At 64.0% G+C, this 16,557-nt stretch carries 15 protein-coding genes; 5 read left to right on the forward strand and 10 right to left on the reverse strand.

Annotation, left to right across the window (positions count from 1 at the left end; translation table 11 throughout):
* From WA317_RS22440 to WA317_RS22475, 8 genes are all read right to left on the reverse strand, one after another.
* Nucleotides 1-1,285, reverse strand: a 1,285-nt coding sequence (locus WA317_RS22440) for an MCE family protein (RefSeq protein ID WP_425175128.1), incomplete at its 3' end; no start/stop codon positions are given.
* Nucleotides 1,282-2,400, reverse strand: coding sequence for an MCE family protein (locus WA317_RS22445; RefSeq protein WP_425175129.1), 1,119 nt, complete (start codon nucleotides 2,398-2,400; stop codon nucleotides 1,282-1,284). The genes WA317_RS22445 and WA317_RS22440, both read right to left, overlap by 4 nt.
* Nucleotides 2,397-3,461 (reverse strand): MCE family protein, encoded by a 1,065-nt coding sequence (locus WA317_RS22450; RefSeq protein ID WP_425175130.1) that lies wholly within the window; start codon nucleotides 3,459-3,461, stop codon nucleotides 2,397-2,399. Before WA317_RS22450 ends, WA317_RS22445 begins: the two co-directional genes overlap by 4 nt.
* Nucleotides 3,458-4,645: an MCE family protein gene (locus WA317_RS22455; protein WP_425175131.1), complete on the reverse strand. Its 1,188-nt coding sequence runs from the start codon at nucleotides 4,643-4,645 to the stop codon at nucleotides 3,458-3,460. Before WA317_RS22455 ends, WA317_RS22450 begins: the two co-directional genes overlap by 4 nt.
* A 12-nt stretch (nucleotides 4,646-4,657) precedes the next feature.
* A complete protein-coding gene (locus WA317_RS22460) occupies nucleotides 4,658-5,515 on the reverse strand; it encodes an MlaE family ABC transporter permease (RefSeq protein WP_425175165.1) in 858 nt (285 codons plus the stop codon).
* Nucleotides 5,516-5,537: 22 nt separating this feature from the next.
* Nucleotides 5,538-6,344, reverse strand: a complete 807-nt coding sequence (locus tag WA317_RS22465; protein WP_425175132.1) for an MlaE family ABC transporter permease — start codon at nucleotides 6,342-6,344, stop codon at nucleotides 5,538-5,540.
* A 375-nt stretch (nucleotides 6,345-6,719) separates the two neighbouring features.
* Nucleotides 6,720-7,925, reverse strand: a complete 1,206-nt coding sequence (locus tag WA317_RS22470; protein WP_425175133.1) for a CaiB/BaiF CoA transferase family protein — start codon at nucleotides 7,923-7,925, stop codon at nucleotides 6,720-6,722.
* Complete coding sequence (locus WA317_RS22475; RefSeq protein WP_425175134.1) at nucleotides 7,922-9,448, reverse strand: aldehyde dehydrogenase family protein; 1,527 nt, start codon at nucleotides 9,446-9,448, stop codon at nucleotides 7,922-7,924. Before WA317_RS22475 ends, WA317_RS22470 begins: the two co-directional genes overlap by 4 nt.
* A 282-nt stretch (nucleotides 9,449-9,730) precedes the next feature.
* Here WA317_RS22475 and WA317_RS22480 point away from each other — a divergent pair, with 282 nt between their 5' ends.
* The 4 genes from WA317_RS22480 to WA317_RS22495 are packed head-to-tail and all read left to right on the forward strand — an operon-like array spanning nucleotide 9,731 to nucleotide 12,941.
* Nucleotides 9,731-10,432, forward strand: coding sequence for an SDR family NAD(P)-dependent oxidoreductase (locus WA317_RS22480; RefSeq protein WP_425175135.1), 702 nt, complete (start codon nucleotides 9,731-9,733; stop codon nucleotides 10,430-10,432).
* 53 nt (nucleotides 10,433-10,485) lie between these two features.
* Complete coding sequence (locus tag WA317_RS22485) at nucleotides 10,486-11,346, forward strand: mycofactocin-coupled SDR family oxidoreductase (RefSeq protein WP_425175136.1); 861 nt, start codon at nucleotides 10,486-10,488, stop codon at nucleotides 11,344-11,346.
* 9 nt (nucleotides 11,347-11,355) lie between these two features.
* On the forward strand, nucleotides 11,356-11,580 hold the full coding sequence (locus WA317_RS22490; RefSeq protein WP_425175137.1) for a ferredoxin: 225 nt from the start codon (nucleotides 11,356-11,358) through the stop codon (nucleotides 11,578-11,580).
* Nucleotides 11,577-12,941, forward strand: coding sequence for a cytochrome P450 (locus WA317_RS22495; protein WP_425175138.1), 1,365 nt, complete (start codon nucleotides 11,577-11,579; stop codon nucleotides 12,939-12,941). The genes WA317_RS22490 and WA317_RS22495 overlap by 4 nt, the downstream gene beginning before the upstream one ends.
* 15 nt (nucleotides 12,942-12,956) lie before the next feature.
* Here the strand turns inward: WA317_RS22495 and WA317_RS22500 are convergent, their stop codons facing one another.
* Together WA317_RS22500 and WA317_RS22505 are read right to left on the reverse strand one after the other, a co-directional pair.
* The gene (locus WA317_RS22500) at nucleotides 12,957-14,135 is read right to left on the reverse strand and encodes an acyl-CoA dehydrogenase family protein (RefSeq protein WP_425175139.1); all 1,179 of its coding nucleotides are present in this window, start codon (nucleotides 14,133-14,135) and stop codon (nucleotides 12,957-12,959) included.
* The gene (locus tag WA317_RS22505; protein WP_425175140.1) at nucleotides 14,119-15,117 is read right to left on the reverse strand and encodes an acyl-CoA dehydrogenase family protein; all 999 of its coding nucleotides are present in this window, start codon (nucleotides 15,115-15,117) and stop codon (nucleotides 14,119-14,121) included. The genes WA317_RS22500 and WA317_RS22505 overlap by 17 nt, the downstream gene beginning before the upstream one ends.
* Before the next feature lie 338 nt (nucleotides 15,118-15,455).
* Here WA317_RS22505 and WA317_RS22510 point away from each other — a divergent pair, with 338 nt between their 5' ends.
* Complete coding sequence (locus tag WA317_RS22510; protein WP_425175141.1) at nucleotides 15,456-16,547, forward strand: amidohydrolase family protein; 1,092 nt, start codon at nucleotides 15,456-15,458, stop codon at nucleotides 16,545-16,547.
* Nucleotides 16,548-16,557: the final 10 nt, after the last annotated feature.

The raw sequence follows: 16,557 nt of genomic DNA on the forward strand, positions 1-16,557 counted from the left end.
GTCCTACCGGATCACCCGGCAGGCCGGTGTACGCGGACACCGCGGGCGGCAGCTCGGGCGGCACTGGTTTGGGGCCCTCGCCGCTGGGTGCCAGGCGCGCCTCGGTGTAGACGATGTTTTGCGGATCCGCCGACTTGGCCAGGAATATGTTCAGCGGCAGATAGAGGAAGTTAATGTTGGGCAGGAAACCGAAACTCAAGAACGTGAAAGGGTTCACCACCCGCAGCGCCGGGCCGGCATATTGGGCGCATAGCTTGCCTGTCTCGGTGGCGGTGACGTTCTCGATGGCCCCGATCTGGGAGCAGATCGCCCACAAGGGATTGCTGAAATTGTTCAGCGCAAATGCTCCGCGGATGGTGCCGGTGTTGACGTCGTAGTCGTTGTAGCCGTTCGCGAGCGCGTTCGGGGTGACGTGCAGGACGTTTTCTAAAGCCATCTTTTGATTGGCGAGGATCTGGGTGAGGTCGGCCAGCCGCGCAACCTGCTCGGACGTCTGGTCACGGGTTCCCGCGATGAACCGCTGCACCGGTCCGATCGCCGCCGCCAGATTCGTCAGCGCCGCGTCCAGATCGGATCTGCTGTCGTCGAGCACGCTGGTCAGCGTGGCGAGCCGGTTGTTGAACTGCACAAGTTGTGGGCCGCTGTCGCGAAGCGCGGAGACAAACGTCTGCAGGTTCTTGATGATGTCGACGAGGTTGCCGCTGCCGTCGGCCAGGATCCGTCCCACCCCGGACAGTTGGGCCAGGGTCTGCCGCAGCTTGTCGCCGTTGCCGCCCAATGCGTTGGCGGCGCTGTCGATGAAGCGGCCGATCGAGCTGCTCGCCACCTTGCCGCTGGGTCCCAAATCCGTTGCCAGCCGCATCAGTTGGTCCTTGATTTCGTCCCACTCGACGGGTACCGCGGTCCGCTCCACCGGTATGACTCCACCGTCACCCATGGTGGGGCCGCTCGACCGGTAGGCGGGGGCGAGCTGGACATAGCGGGCGGCTACCAGGTTCTGGGCGACGATCACGGCTTTGGCATCCGCTGGAATAGGCACGTCGTGATCGACGTGCATGGTCATCTTGGCCTGGGTGCCCTCCGGGTGGATACCGGCGATGCTGCCGACCTTGATGCCGGAGATCCGCACATCGTCACCCGGGTAGATGGCGGTGGCGGTGGTGAAGTAGGCGGTGATCGTCTTGGGATGAAAGAACGTATTGCGGACGAGCACTATCGCGCCGGCGACGAGGAGCCCCGCCAATACGACCGCCAGCCCGACCATCAGCTTGTTGCGTGCGATCATGATTGCGGTCCGCGCCTTCCGCCGATCGTGCAGTCAGGGCAGGGTGGAATACCGTTGGACGGGAAGGGGAACAATGCTCGCGGCCCGGCATTGTCCGGTGGCCGGCCGGCGTCGGTGCCCCTTCTGAACCCGAAGTAGAAGTCGAAGTACGGCTGAAGAGTCAGCATGGGCAGGAACGCATTCGGGACGAACGCGGTGTAGTCGTAGCCCGAGGCGACCGCCTCGCCCTGCGTAAGTTGAAACTTCGCCAGACCCGGTAGCGCTTTGGAGAGGTGGTCCCGGTTCTTTTCCAGCATCGCGGTCACCGAATTGAGCTTTTTCAGCGTCGGGGCCAGCTTGGCTTCGTTGTCGCTCACCAGTCCGGACAGCTGCTTGGCGACCGCAGAGGTGTTGGCGAGCAGTTGCACAATCGCCTGCCGCCGCGCCACGAGCACCTCGAGTAGATCGTTGGCGTTGAGGATCAGCGTGTTGACCTGTTCGCTGCGCTCCGACAGGATTCCGGTGACATCGGCGGCGCCTTTGAGTAGCTCGTCCAGTGTCTTGTTGCGGCTGTTGAGGGCCTGCGATAGTCGGGTCACCCCGTCGAAGGCCGGTCCCAGTTGCGGTGCGATTTGGTTGAGCGTCGCCGAGAGCGTGTCGAGCGACTGATTGAGCGTTTGGGTATTCGTTCCGGCGACGTCGCCGGCAAGGTCGCTGAGGGCCTCGTTCAATGAGTAGGGCGAAGATGTGCGCGACACCGGTATGACGTCCATCGGATGTAACCTGCCGCTGCCCGCTGACTCCAGGGTGAGCACCCGCTGGCCCAGCAGCGAACCGGTCCTGATGTGTGCCTTGGTATCTGACCCGAGCAGCACCGTCCCCTTGATGGTGAAGGTGACCAAGGCGTCGCCATTGTGCAGCGACATCTTCGAGACATTGCCGACCTTTGTTCCCGAGACCATCACGTCATTGCCCGCGGCCAGGCCGCCCGCTTCAGAAAACAGCGCCTGGTATCCGACCGCCGTGGCCCGCTGCCCCAGCTGGCTGACGCCCAGTCCTAAGGCGATGACCAGCACCACCAGCACAACGCCGATGAATCCGGCTCGAATGAGATGGGCTCCGCGATACTTATTCATCGGGCTCCTTCTTGGGCTTGGCGCACCTCCCAGTCTTCGGGCTCCGCGCACCGCCCGCCTTCCTGCCTGAATATGGGCACTACCACGGTGTGGTACTGCAGATCCGAGACGCGCAGGCTTAGCTCGCAGAGGTAGTACGGGAGCCAGCTGCCGTATGAGCCGAGCCGGTTCAGTTTGCGGTAATTGCTCGGCAGCTTCTTCAGCGCAGTATCGATCTGGCCCTTGCTGTCGTCGAGCAGCGGGGCCAACCGGCTCAGCTGGCCCACCGTGCCGGCCAGCGGAGGCCGCGCGTTGGTCAGCAGATTCGCTATCGAGGCGGTTCCCTTGTCCAAGGAGTCGATCGCGGTGCCGATCGTATTGCGGTCTTGCGACAACCCGCTGATCAGCCGCTGCAGGCGATCCAGCGCGCCAGAGAATTTGTCACCGTCTTTGGTGAGCGTGCCGGCCACGGTGTTGAGGTGGTCGATCAATTGCTGCACCGTTTGGTTGTTGTCGGCCAAGGTGTTCGAAAACGACGAGGTTTTCGACAGCAGAGACTCCAGGGTGCCGCCTTCGCCCTGAAAGATCTGCACCAGCGCGGCGCTGAGCGCGTTGACGTCTTGCGGGTTCAGGCCCGTGATGACCGGTTTCAGGCCGCCCAGCAGCAGATCGAGGTCGAGTGCCGGCGCGGTCCGGTCCATGGGGATCTGCGCACCTGCAGTCAGCACCTTGGTCGAGCCGGGCCCGTCGAGGAGCTCGAGGTAGCGATCACCCACGAGGTTGAGGTAACGGACGACGGCACGGGTGCCGCTGGTGAGCACGACAGTGCGGTCGGCGTCGAACTTCACCAACACCTTCTTGTCGGGGCGCAGCGAGACGCTCTTGACCGTGCCCACCCGGATACCGGCGACCCGTACGGTCTGTCCGGATTTGAGGCGCGACACGTCGTTGAAGACCGCGGAATACCCGTTGGTCGAGCCGGTTCGGTACTGGCTGAAAATGAAGAACAAGAACACGGTCAGTAAGACCATCACGGCCGCGAACGCCGCGAACTTGACGATCGTTCCCCGTGCGCTGGTCATCCGGGCTGTCCGATCTGCAGGGAGTTGCGCGGCGGACCATCGATCGGCCCGTACAGCAGCTGCTTGAGGGCATCTGAGTTGATCAGCAGTTGCTGGTTCCCGTACTGCCAGGGGTTGGCGCCGACATCTGCGACCACGTACGGCGGAGCCACGTCCACGGGCACATCGGGCAGGTTGTAGCATTGCGGGCCGCCCGTCGCGGCCACCTTGGGCAAGTTCGACGGGTAGCGGTAACGTTCGGCGCCGAACGTTACCGCCGCGAACAGGGTAATGCCTGGGACCGGCAGCGGCGGGGCATGCAGGTTCGGGAGTGTCCCGGCAATACCGCACCATATCGCCTGGTGATACTCGTTGAGCAAATTGGTGGTCGGCACCAGCAGATGCAGGACATCGGTCAGCGCTTGCCTGTTGCCGCCCACCACCTCGTTGCCGATGTTGGCCAAACCGATCGCGCTGAGCAGGAACCCCTGCAGGTTTCGCTGCTCGTCGACGATCGTCTGACTGATCCGGGTCGCGTTGCCGGCTGTCTTGACCAGGTCGGGTGCGGCGTCGGCGTAGGCGTTTGACACCACGGACAGAGCTTCGATGTCGTGGCTCAACGCCGGCATACTCGGATCCTGGGTCGCCAGAAAGGAGTCCAGGTCGCTGAGCGCTTGGCCGATCTTGTGGCCGCGGCCGTTGACCGCCGACGAGATCGCGCCGAGGGTCTCGTTGAGTTTGGCTGGATCGACCTTGGAGAGTACCGACGTCAGTTCCTCGAAGACCGTATTGATCTCGACGGTGACATGCTTGTTGTCGAGAATCTCCCCGGCGTGCAATCGCTGTGGCGAAGGATCGGCGGGCGGTACCAGGTCGACGAACTTGGCGCCGAACACCGTCGTCGACGCGATATCGACGAGCACATTGGCGGGAATGCGGCGTAGCTGGGACGGATCCATCGCCAGGTTCAGCACCGCTTGGCCGTTCGGCTGGGTCTCGATCGAGGCGACCTTACCCACCTGTACGCCGCGCATCTTCACCTTGGCGTCCGGGTTCATCACCAGACCGGCGCGCGGCGACAGCACCGTCACCGGCACGCTTTTGGTGAAGCTGCCCTGAAACAGGCCGATGGCGACGGCGACGATCCCGGCGATGACGAGCACGGTCGCCAGACCCGCCAGTGCGCGTGACCCGTTGTGTGACATCGGTTCTCTTCCCTATCCCGACAGGTTGAAGTTTCCGTTGGTGCCATAGACCGACAGCGAGACCAGCAACGTCACCGATACCACGACAATGAGCGAGGTACGGACCGCATTGCCGGTTGCGACCCCGACACCCTCGGGACCGCCGCTCGCGAAATAACCGAAATAGGTGTGAATCAACAGAACCGTCAACGCCATCAGAACGGCCTGTAGGAACGACCACAGCAAGTCGAACGGATTCAAGAACGTATCGAAGTAGTGGTGATAGAGGCCACCGGACTGACCGAACAGGACCACGGTCGTGAATTGGCTGGCTAGGAACGACAGAATGATAGCGACGCTATAGAGCGGGGTGATCGCGATCATCCCGGCCAGAATCCTGGTGCTGACCAAATATTCAACGGGCCGGATCGCCATGGATTCCAGTGCGTCGATCTCTTCGTTGATGCGCATGGCGCCCAGTTGTGCGGTCACGCCGGCACCGAAGGTAGCGGCCAAGCCTATTCCGGCGACCACCGGTGCCGCGATCCGAACATTGATGAATGCGGCGAGAAAACCGGTCAGCGCTTCGATGCCGATATTGCCCAGCGAGCTGTACCCCTGCACGGCAAGCGTGCCGCCCGCGGCCAATGTCAGGAACCCGACGATGGCAAGGGTGCCGCCGATCATAGCCAACGTGCCTGCGCCCATGCTGATTTCGGCGATGAGACGAATGACCTCGCGCCGATAATGAACCGCTGCATGCGGCATGCCTAGCAGCGCCCTGCCGTAGAACAGGGTGTGGTCGCCGATTCCGCTCAGCGTGTTGACGGGTTTGCGCCACTGGCCGAGCGCCCGAGAGGTTCTCGGGTAAGTGGCTCTCAACGTCTGGATCACTGTCACGGCTTGTCTCCGGTCACTTCGTCGAGAACCGGATGCCGATTGCGGTGACGACCACATTGATCACGAAGAGCGCCATGAACGCGTACACCACCGTCTCGTTGACGGCGTTACCCACTGCCTTCGCTCCGCCAGTCGTGATTGTCAGACCCCGGTAGCACGCGACCAGTCCGGCGATCAGGCCGAAAAGGGCTGCCTTGACGCAGGAGATGATCACCTCAGGCACGCCGGTCAACAGCGTGATACCGGCCGCGAACGCGCCCGGATTCACGTCTTGCACGAAGACGGAGAAGGCGTAGCCGCCCAAGATGCCGATGATGACGACCAGGCTGTTCAGCAGCAGTGCCACCAGCCCGGAAGCCAGCATGCGGGGCGTTACCAACCGCTGTACCGGATTGATGCCCAAGACTTCCATTGCGTCGATCTCTTCCCGGATGGTGCGCGAACCCAGATCTGCGCACATCGCCGTGGCGCCGGCACCGGCGACGATAAGCACTGTGACCAACGGGCCGACCTGTGTGACCGCGCCGAAAGCGGCACCCGCTCCAGAAAGATCCGCGGCGCCCAGCTCGCGGAGCAGGATATTGAGGATGAAACTGACCAGAACAGTGAACGGTATGGCTACCAGCACGGTCGGAGCCAACGACACCCGTGCGATGAACCAGGACTGTTCCAGGAACTCTCGTGCTTGAAAGGGGCGACGAAACAGGAACCGAAAAGCGTCCGCGCTCATAGCACACAACGCTCCCACCGCCTGCATCGCCGAGGAGAAACCGCTGGGCAGACTGATCCCTGAGGACCAGCGGTTCGCGTTACTTGCCATCGGTCCCCCGCCGCGCCGCAACCTGCACGACGAATGCATTCGGGGTCAACAGATTTGCCCAACCAGTTGTCAACCCAGCGACCCCGAGCGGCAAAGCCATCGCAGTGCCGAACGCGGCCGTAATGGCCATCGCGCACCCTCCTTGTTCGGGGTCAGCTGGCGGGCCTGTCCGTAAAGAACACGGCCCCCCAACTTATTTGAGCGTTTGGTGATTATGACCCGCGATGTGGCGTCGCGGAGCCGAATGCGCATTACTTTCCCGAAGCTGACAGTTCGCTGTCATGCCGGGCCTACGAGCGATCACCGCACCGCGCTGGCGGGTCTGCCAGCGCGTTAGACAGCTGCCTAATTCGGCGACGTCCGACATCATTCGCGTTAAGTGACGGCGCCGGCAGTTTTCAGTTCGATGATCCTGTCCCAGTCGAGGCCGAGTTCTAACAGGATCTCCTCAGTTTGCTCGGCGAAGCCCGGCGCGGGCCCCGAGTGCGGCGCGGCGACGTTGAATTGGACCGGGTTGGCGACCAATTCGAGCTCGCCGACCTGCACCAGATATTCATTGGCGCGGATCTGCGCATCGCCGGCCGCTTGCAACGTGTCCTGCACCGGCGCCCAGGGCCCCGAGAGCGTCGCAAAGCGCTCGCTCCACTCGGCAAGGGTGCGAGTCGCGATGGCCTTGCTCAGTAGTTCGACCGCTTCGGCGGTGTTGGCGGCGATCAGCTGCGTGGTGGCGAAACGCGGGTCGTCTCCCAGCTCGGGCCGGTCGACGTGGCGGCACACGTCGGCCCAGAACTTGTCCGGCTGCATCATCACCAAGGAGATGTAGCGACCGTCCGACGTCGCATACAACCCCACCAGCGGGTTGATCGGTGAGCCGTGCACGCCAGGCGGCATCGCCTCCATCCGCTGGTTGAGGTGCACGGTCAACGCCACCGTGTGCCCTAGCGACCACAGGCCGCTGCCCAGCAGGGAGACGTCCACGACCGACGGTTCGCCGGTGCGTTCGCGGCCGAGCAGTGCAGCCGCGATACCGCCGGCGAGGTTGGTTCCCGAGATGGTGTCGCCGTATGCCGGCCCGGGCGGACCGATCATGCCGTCGGTGCCCGGCGGGGTGACGGTGGCCGCGGTTCCAGCGCGGCACCAGAAGGCGGTCATGTCGTAACCGCCCTTCTCTGCCTCGTCACCGCGCGGGCCCAGCGCGCTGCCGCGCGCGTAGATGATCGTAGGGTTCACCGCGCGGATGTCGTCGACGTCGATGCCGAACTTCTTGCGGTGTCCGGGCAGGAAGCTGGTCAGAAATACATCGGACCGGCGGGCAAGCTCGTAGAGCACTTCGCGGCCCTCGGGCACGCTGATGTCGAGCCCGATGCTGCGTTTGCCGCGGTTGGCGTGCTCGATGTTCGGGTTTGGGTCACCCTCAACGCGCAACAAGCCGGTCTGGCGCAGGCCGCGCTGCGGGTCGCCGGTGACCGCGTGCTCGACCTTGATCACCTCGGCGCCCCACTCGCCCAGCACCGCGCCCGCCGACGGGACGAATCCGTACATGGCGACTTCGAGGACCCGGATCCCTGCCAAAGGCCTCATCGAGCGGCCGCCTCGACGACCGGTGCGGCGAACGTCTTCCGCTCGAGGAACTCCTCGAGCCCGGCCACACCCATCTCCCGGCCCACCCCGGACTGTTTGAAACCACCGAAGGGCGTGTCCGCGCTGAAGTAATTCCCGCCGTTGATGGAGAAGGATCCGGTTCTGATCCGGCGCGCCACCGCCAGTGCGCGGTCCTGGTCGCGGCTGAACACCGCGCCGGCCAAGCCGTAGATCGAGTTGTTGGCGATGCGCACGGCGTCGTCGTCATCGTCGAACCCGATGACGACGAGCACCGGACCGAAGATCTCCTCCTGGGCGATCTCGCTGTCGGGGTCGACGTTGGTCAGCAACGTCGGTGCATAGAAGTAGCCCGGGTTGAGCCGCTTGCCGCCGGTGACCAGGGTGGCGCCGGCGTCGACGGCGCGTTGCACGATGCCGTCGACCTTGTCGCGCTGGCGCTCATTGATCAGCGGTCCCATGTAGGTCGTCGGGTCAGCGGGGTCACCGTGGCGCACCTTGGCGAAGTTCTGCGTGATCAGCTCGACGATCTCATCGTGGTGGCTCTTGGGCACCAGCAGCCGAGAAGTCAACGCACAGCCCTGGCCGGCGTGGGTGACCATGCTGAACGCCGCGAACATGCTGGCGGTGGCGAAGTCTGCATCGTCGAGCATGATGACCGCGGACTTGCCGCCGAGTTCGAGAAAGACCCGCTTGACCGTCTCGCTGGCCGCCGCCATGATCTTGCGGCCCGTGGCCGTCGAACCGGTGAAGGTGATGACATCCATGTCCGGACTGGTGGTCAATGCCGCGCCGACCACGGGATCTGAGGCACTGAGCACGTTCACCACACCGGCCGGGATATCGGTGTGTTCGGCGATCAGCTCGCCGAGGGCCAGCGTGATGAGCGGCGTGTCCGGCGCGCCTTTGAGCACCACGGTGCAGCCGGCGGCCAGCGCGGCGGGCAATTTGGCCAGCGCAAGCTGGTTCGGATAGTTGTAGGCGATGATGGCCCCGACGACGCCGGCGGCTTCTTTCTCGACCCAGCGGTGATGGCGCAGGCCGCGCGATTCGATCTCACCGAGGTCTTCCGTCAACGGATACGTCCGAAGCAGGTCGGCGTAATACCGGACGATTTCGATCGGCTCGTCGAGTTGGGCTCCGTAAGTCAGCGCGCGAGTGGCGCCGACCTCGGCAATGGTCAGTTCGCGCAGCTCTTCGGCGTGGTCGAGCAACGCCTGATGCAACTGGTCCAGGCACCGAACGCGCCGGTCGCGGTCGGTCGACCAGCTCGTGGTGTCGAAGGCGCGCCGGGCGGCGGCGATAGCCGCCCGGGTTTCCTCGCTACCGGCTTCCGGGGCGTAACCCAACACCGCGCCGGTGGCGGGATTGACCGACGGGAAGGTCGCCTCGGTGGAGACCAGCCGACCGTCGATCAGTAGATGCCGATCCGCTCGCGACGCGGCGTCGCCGTCCGCCGACTCGCCGCTGTCCGCGATGGTCGCCGCCGTGTCGTGCGATGACATTCCGGTCCCCTCGTCGGCACGATAACTTCATTCTCATTCCCGGCGAATCTTACATTTCGACTTCGAGAATTCAAGAAACAGCGAGAAACGAGACTGCCATGCTCGTCCGGCCGGAATCGGTTCGAATGGTGGTATCTTCGCAGGCCGGGCAGGTTTTGTCAGACGCTCTTGCGGTGAGCTCAGGCGCGAGAGTAGGGTTCTCATAATCGAAAGGGAGATTCTTTGTGCCTGGACGGGCTCATCCCTCTCTTCTCTGGCGGTTCCCGGAAATGAGGTCTGCACGTGACGACGGCCGTGGTCACCGGGGGAGGATCGGGAATAGGCCTGGCGGTCGCACAACGGCTGCGCACCGACGGCTACCAAGTCGCCACCATTGATCTGAAGCCCGCTGAGACACAGTTCGCCTTCACCGCCGATGTGACGGACCGCTCGCAGATCGACGCCGCGTTGTCGGCGATCCGCAGTGAACTCGGCCCGGTCAAGGTGCTGGTCAACGCTGCCGGTCTGGATGGCTTCAAACGTTTCACCAACATCGAGTTCGCGGACTGGCAGCGCATCATCGAGGTCAACCTCAATGGCGTCTTCCACATGATTCAGGCGGTGCTTCCCGACATGCTCGAGGCGGGCTGGGGACGGATCGTCAACATCTCCTCGTCGAGCACCCACTCGGGTGCCCCGTACATGTCCCACTACGTGGCGGCGAAGTCTGCCGTCAACGGACTCACCAAGTCGCTGGCGCTGGAGTACGGGCCCAACGGCATCACCGTCAACGCCGTCCCCCCGGGTTTCATCGACACCCCGATGCTGCGCAAGGCCGAAGAGCACGGATACCTCGGCGATATCGAGAAGACCATCGCGTCGACTCCGGTGCGCCGGATCGGCAAGCCCGAAGACATCGCTGCGGCATGTGCGTTCCTGGTTTCCGAGGAAGCCGGTTACATCACCGGTCAGATACTTGGCGTCAACGGCGGTCGCAACACCTAGCCGCCGGCGTACTCGCCCAGCCCATCGAGCCCAACTAATCGAGAGGAGAACCCGTGGGACGCGTAGCGGGAAAAGTCGCTTTTGTCACGGGCGCGGCCCGCGGCCAGGGCCGCAGTCACGCCCTGCGCCTGGCTGAGGAAGGCGCCGACATCATCGCCGTCGACTTGTGCCACGACATCGATTCGATCGGATATCCGCTGGCGCGACCCGAGGATCTCGACGAGACGGCGCAACTGATCGAGAAGACCGGCCAAGGCGTGGTGACTGCACAGGCCGACGTGCGCGAAGCCGCCCAGCTGCGCGCGGCGCTGGAGAACGGGCTGGCCGAGTTCGGCCATCTCGACATCGTCGTCGCCCAAGCCGGTGTCGCGGGCATGAAAGGTGAGCCACCGCTGCAGGCGTGGATCGACGTCATCAACACCAACCTGGTCGGCACCATCAACGCCATCCAGGTCGCGCTGCCCCACCTGCGGGAGGGCGGGTCGATCATCGCCACCGGGTCGACCGCCGCGCTGATGGACACCTCGAAGAAGGACATCCCGGGTAACGACCCGGGCGGCATGGCTTACGTGCACTCCAAGCGGGCGTTGGCCAGCTACGTCCACGACCTGGCGACCGAGCTTTCTGCCCTCGGCATCCGGGCTAACGTGGTTCATCCGACCAACTGCAACACCGACATGTTGCAGAGCGAACCGATGTACCGGTCTTTCCGGCCGGACCTGGAACACCCGACGCGCGCCGACGCTGAACCTGTCTTCGGGGTGCAGCAGGCGATGAAGATTCCGTTCATCGAACCGGAGGACGTCAGCAATGCGGTGCTGTGGCTGGCCTCCGACGAGGCGAGGTATGTCACCGGTGTTCAGTTGCGCGTCGACGGCGGCGGTTACCTCAAGTGGTACGACTACCGCAAATAGGGGGAGCTTGTGAAAGTTCGCGTTGACCAGGACCGCTGCCAGGGGCACACACTGTGCGCGATGATTGCGCCGGACTCGTTCCAGCTCGACGACATCGAAGGTCATGCATCAGCGATATCCGAGGACGTCCCACCCGACCAGGAGGACGCCGTTCGTGAGGCGGCGCAGAGTTGCCCCGAGCAGGCCATCCTGCTGGATATCGATGCCGCAAAGCCAAGGGAGGCAACGTCTTGAGCATTGACGACGTCGTCAGCGACAGTGACCGCAAAAAAAACCGCTACCACTTCGACCGGCATAAGCCGGAATACCGGGCGCAGTTCGAGAAGATCACCGAGGAGATTCACCAGAGGTGTCCGGTCGCCTGGACCGACACCTACGACGGCCATTGGGTCGCCGGTGGCAGCCAGGCAGTGTTCGAGCTGGCACGCTGCCCGCACGTCTCAAACGACCACGACATCAACGGCGAACGACGCGGTTACCAAGGCATTTCGATCCCGAAGGCGAAACGCGCGAGCGTGGTGCGCGGCGGCATCCTGGAGATGGACGACCCTGAGCACCGCACCTACCGCACCGTGCTCAACCCGTACCTGTCCCCTGCCGCCGTCAAACGCTGGGTGCCGTTCATCGACGAGGTGACGAGGGCCTGCCTCGACGAAAAGATCGAAGAGGGCCGCATCGACTTCGTCGACGATCTGGCCAACATCGTGCCGGCCGTGCTGACCCTGGCCATGTTGGGCATTTCGCTGAAGAAGTGGTCGATCTACAGCGAGCCCACGCATGCCGCGGTGTACACCCCGGAGCACTCCCCCGACATCGAGCGGGTAACCGCCATGCACCGGGAGATGGGGTTGGACTTGCTGAACAACATGATCGAGATCCGGCAGAACCCCCGCCCCGGGATCGTCAACGCTCTCATCCAGATGGATATCGACGGAGAGCCTGCGCCCGATCTGGAGATCATGGGCAATCTGGGCCTGGTCATCGGCGGAGGTTTCGACACCACCACCGCGCTGACCGCCCACTCGATGGAGTGGCTGTCGGAGCACCCCGCTGAGCGCGAGCGGCTCAGCCGCGAACGGGACACCTTGCTGGATCCCGCGACCGAAGAGTTCCTGCGCTACTTCACCCCCGCGCCCGGCGACGGACGCACCTTTTCCGACAACGTCGAGATCGAGGGAACGCAGTTCAAAGAAGGTGAACGACTGTGGGTCTCGTGGGCGATGGCCAACCGCGACCCGTCGGTGTTCGCCTATCCCAACACCATCATCATGGACCGTAAAGGCAACCGGCACTTCAGCTTCGGCATCGGCATCCATCGCTGCATCGGATCCAATGTGGCCCGTACCGTGTTCAAGTCAATGCTCACTGCGGTGCTCGACCGGATGCCCGACTATCGCTGCGACCCCGAGGGCACCGTGCACTATGAAACCATCGGTGTCATCCAGGGCATGCGACACCTGCCGGCGACGTTCACCCCGGGGCGGCGGCTCGGCGCAGGCCTGGACGAGACCCTCGACAGGCTGCACCGGATCTGCGACGAGCAGGGACTGGCCCGGCCCATCACCGAACGCAAAGAAGCCGCGGTCATCGACTGAACGATGCCTGGCAACTCAGCGTGCAGGCAGCCCCAGCACCCGCTGCGCGATGATGTTGCGCTGAATCTCCGAGGTGCCGCCGGCGATCGTGCCCGAGAATCTGCGGGCGTAGCGCTCGAACCAGCTGGCGAAGTAATGGTCGAGGTTCATCGGCGCGTAGGGGCCGGTCAGGGCGGGTTGCAGCAACCCGTCAGCGCCGGCCGCCGACAGGGCGTGGTCAGAGGCGCTCCGTTCGGCTTCGGAGCCGAGCAGCTTGAGCACCGAGAGTGCGGGCACGTCCTCCTCGCCGCGGGCGGCTCGCGCCAACGCCACCGACCCGAGCAGCCGCAACGCCTGGCGGTCCATCACCAGCGTCGCGTACTGGTCGCGTTCGAGCGCTGTAGCCGGATGGAAGTCGGTGATCAGGTTGTCCATCCGGTCGGCGAAGCCCAACCACATCATGGTCCGCTCGTGACCGAGTGATCCGTTGGCCACCCGCCAACCCTGGTTCAGCGGTCCGACGAGGTTCTCAGCCGGCACCCGGGCATCGGTGAAGAACACCTCGTTGAAATCCAGGTCGTCAGCTGAGCAGATCGACGGGAACGGCCGGCGCACCACACCTTCGGTGTCAGTGGGGATCACCAACGCGCTGATGCCTTTGTGTTTCGGCGCATCAGTGTCGGTGCGCACGAACGTCAGCAACACATCGGCGTCGTGGGCACCCGACGTCCACACCTTCTGACCGTTGACCACGAAATAGTCGCCGTCCCGGACGGCCCGGGTCCGCAACGACGCCAGATCGGAGCCGGCACTGGGCTCGCTCATCCCCAACGACGCGGTGATCTCGGCGCGCAGGATCGGCACCGCCCAGCGGCTCTTCTGGTCGTCACGACCGAACGAAATAAGCGATGCAGCAACGATATTCACGCCCTGCGGATTGAAGCTGTGATAGATCCGCCGCCGGCACAGCTCCTCGAGATAGACGTACTGCTGCAACACCGTGGCGTTGCGGCCGCCGAACTCCGGTGGTTGCGACGGCAGCAGCCAGCCGTTGTCGAACAACAGCCGCTGCCAGCGTCGCGCCCACGCCGGCATGTGCGACACCGATTTAGGCCGTTCGACGGCTTCGGCCGCCGCGGTCGGCAGGTGTTCGTCAAGGAACGCGGCGAAATCTTCGCGGAACGCCTCGACATCGGTGTCAAAGGTGAGCTGCACGGTATTCCTCCGCGATCAACGCCTTGTGCTCTGCCGCGCCGCCGAGCATGTGCTCACCGGCCTTGGCTCGTTTCAGGGCGAACTGCAGATCGTTCTCCCAGGTGAATCCCATCGCGCCGAACAGCTGCAAGCCGTGGCGGAACACCAGAGACTGGCACTCCCCCGCGGAGGCCTTCGCCATCGCGGCCGCGAGCCGACGGCGCGGATCGTCAGCGGCGATGGTCAACGCGGCGAAATAAGCCAGCGCCCGCGCCCGCTGCACCGCCACGTGCATGTCGGCCGCCTTATGCTGGACAGCTTGGAACGATCCGATCGGTACCCCGAACTGCTGGCGGTTACGGACGTGATCGAGGACGAGGTCCAGGATGCGTTGGCAGGCACCGACCATCGTGATCGCCATTCCCGTCAGCGCAACGTGGTGCGCGCGGTCGGCGTCCACGGCGATCAGGGCGGAGTGTGGTACCCGCACCCCGGCGAACAACACGTCGGCGATGTGCAGCACCGGGTCGAACACCGAGGTTCGTCGTGCGTTCACCTCGCCCGCACCGACCACGAACACACCGGCGTCGGTCACCACCGCCAGCCGGTCGACCCGGTCCCCGTCGAGGACGTGGCGGGCAGTGCCGTCCAGCACCCAGCCGTCGGCGACACGGTGCGCATGCACGCCGTTGTAAACAGCGGTGCCCGCCTCGTGCGGATCGAACCTGTCCGACGCCAGCGGCGCGAACTGTGTCATCGTCGCCAAAAACGGGGTCGGGTCGGTGGCACGGCCGAGCTCTTCCAGCAGAATCGCCAGTTCGACAGCGCTCTCCGAGTCGTTCAGCTCCGTCCAGCCCAGGTCGACATATGACTTCCACAGCGGGCTGGCATCGACACCATCTTCGGCGACGCTTCGCACCAGGGCGGTCGGACACTGCTTGGCGACCACATCACGCACGGTCTCCTGCCACAGTCGCTGGTCCGCATCGAACTCCAACAGCATCTCGGCCGGCTCCTTAGCTCAATTAACCTGCTGCGAGAATAGTATTCTCTGAAACGCACAGTGACAATCTCAACGATTGCTTCGCCGGTACTTGCGACCGGCACCGCAATCCGGCGGCGTGCTATGCGAGGAGCCGACCTGACGGCCGCAGATGGCGAGAATGATATTGTCTGAAATGAAGAACTGCACTAACACGATTATCGGATGATAATGGCTATGAGCAGGCACAACGATTAACCGAAATGCTTACCGGAAGCCTGTTGATAGGTGGTGAACGGGGATGTTGGGTTGCCCAGTAGGTTCGACGGGGTCGCCTGAGCCGCGGAGGGTGATCTAAGGTGATCGAGCATCCGGACGGCACCCGCACGCCGCTCATCGACGCCAGTGTGCACGTCTTCTTCTCTTCCACCTCCGACCTGCGCGGCTTTCTGCGCGAGCCCTTCAAAAGCCGCGGCTTCCCGGACTACGAGTCGGACTGGTACGGCACGCCCGGCGGCGAGTACGCCAAAGGAACCGGCGGTGGTGAGCTCGGATATCCGGGCTCCAACCCCGAAGCCGTCGCCGATCACCTGTTCTCAGAGCGCGGCGTGGATGTCGCTGTGCTGCACCCGATGACGCGCGGCATCATGCCCGACCGGCACCTCGGTAGTGCGCTGCACGCCGCACACAATGAGATGATGGTGTCGCGCTGGCTGGAGTCCAGCCAGTTCGGTGACCGGTTCCGCGGCACTATCCGGGTGAATCCCGACGACGTCGCCGGGGCGTTACGCGAAATCGACAGATGGCGTGACCATCCCCGCGTGGTGCAGATCGGCATCCCACTGCAATCCCGTGAGTTGTACGGCAAGCCGCAGTTCTGGCCGCTGTGGGAGGCGGCGGCCGCGGCGAATCTCCCGGTGGCCGTGCACATCGAGACCGGCGAGGGCATCGCGTTCCCGCCGACACCGTCAGGGCACACGCAAACCTACGAGCAATACCTCGGGTTCATGGCGCTGAATTACCTGTATCACTTGATGAACATGATCGCCGAGGGCGTCTTCGAGCGATTTCCCGCACTGAAATTCGTGTGGGCCGACGGCGCCGCTGATTTCATCACCCCGTTCATCTGGCGGATGGACACTTTCGGCCGGCCGCATTTGGAGCAGACGCCGTGGGCGCCGCGGATACCGAGTGACTACCTGCCCGGGCACGTGTACTTCATTCAGGGCAGCCTCGACGGACCGGGGGATGCCGGGTTCGCCGGTGAGTGGTTCGGCTTCACCGCCAAGGACGACAAAGTGATGTTCGGCTCCAGCTATCCGCATTGGCAGAACGCTGATGCGACGCGACTACCCAGCGCACTGAGCGCCGAGCAGCGCGACAAGTTGTGCTGGCGCAACGCGGCCGCACTCTATGGCATAGACATTCCGGCCAGCCTCGCTGCACAGTAGAGAGTAAGCA

It is taken from the genome of Mycobacterium sp., from assembly GCF_049802695.1.
Taxonomy (GTDB): domain Bacteria; phylum Actinomycetota; class Actinomycetes; order Mycobacteriales; family Mycobacteriaceae; genus Mycobacterium.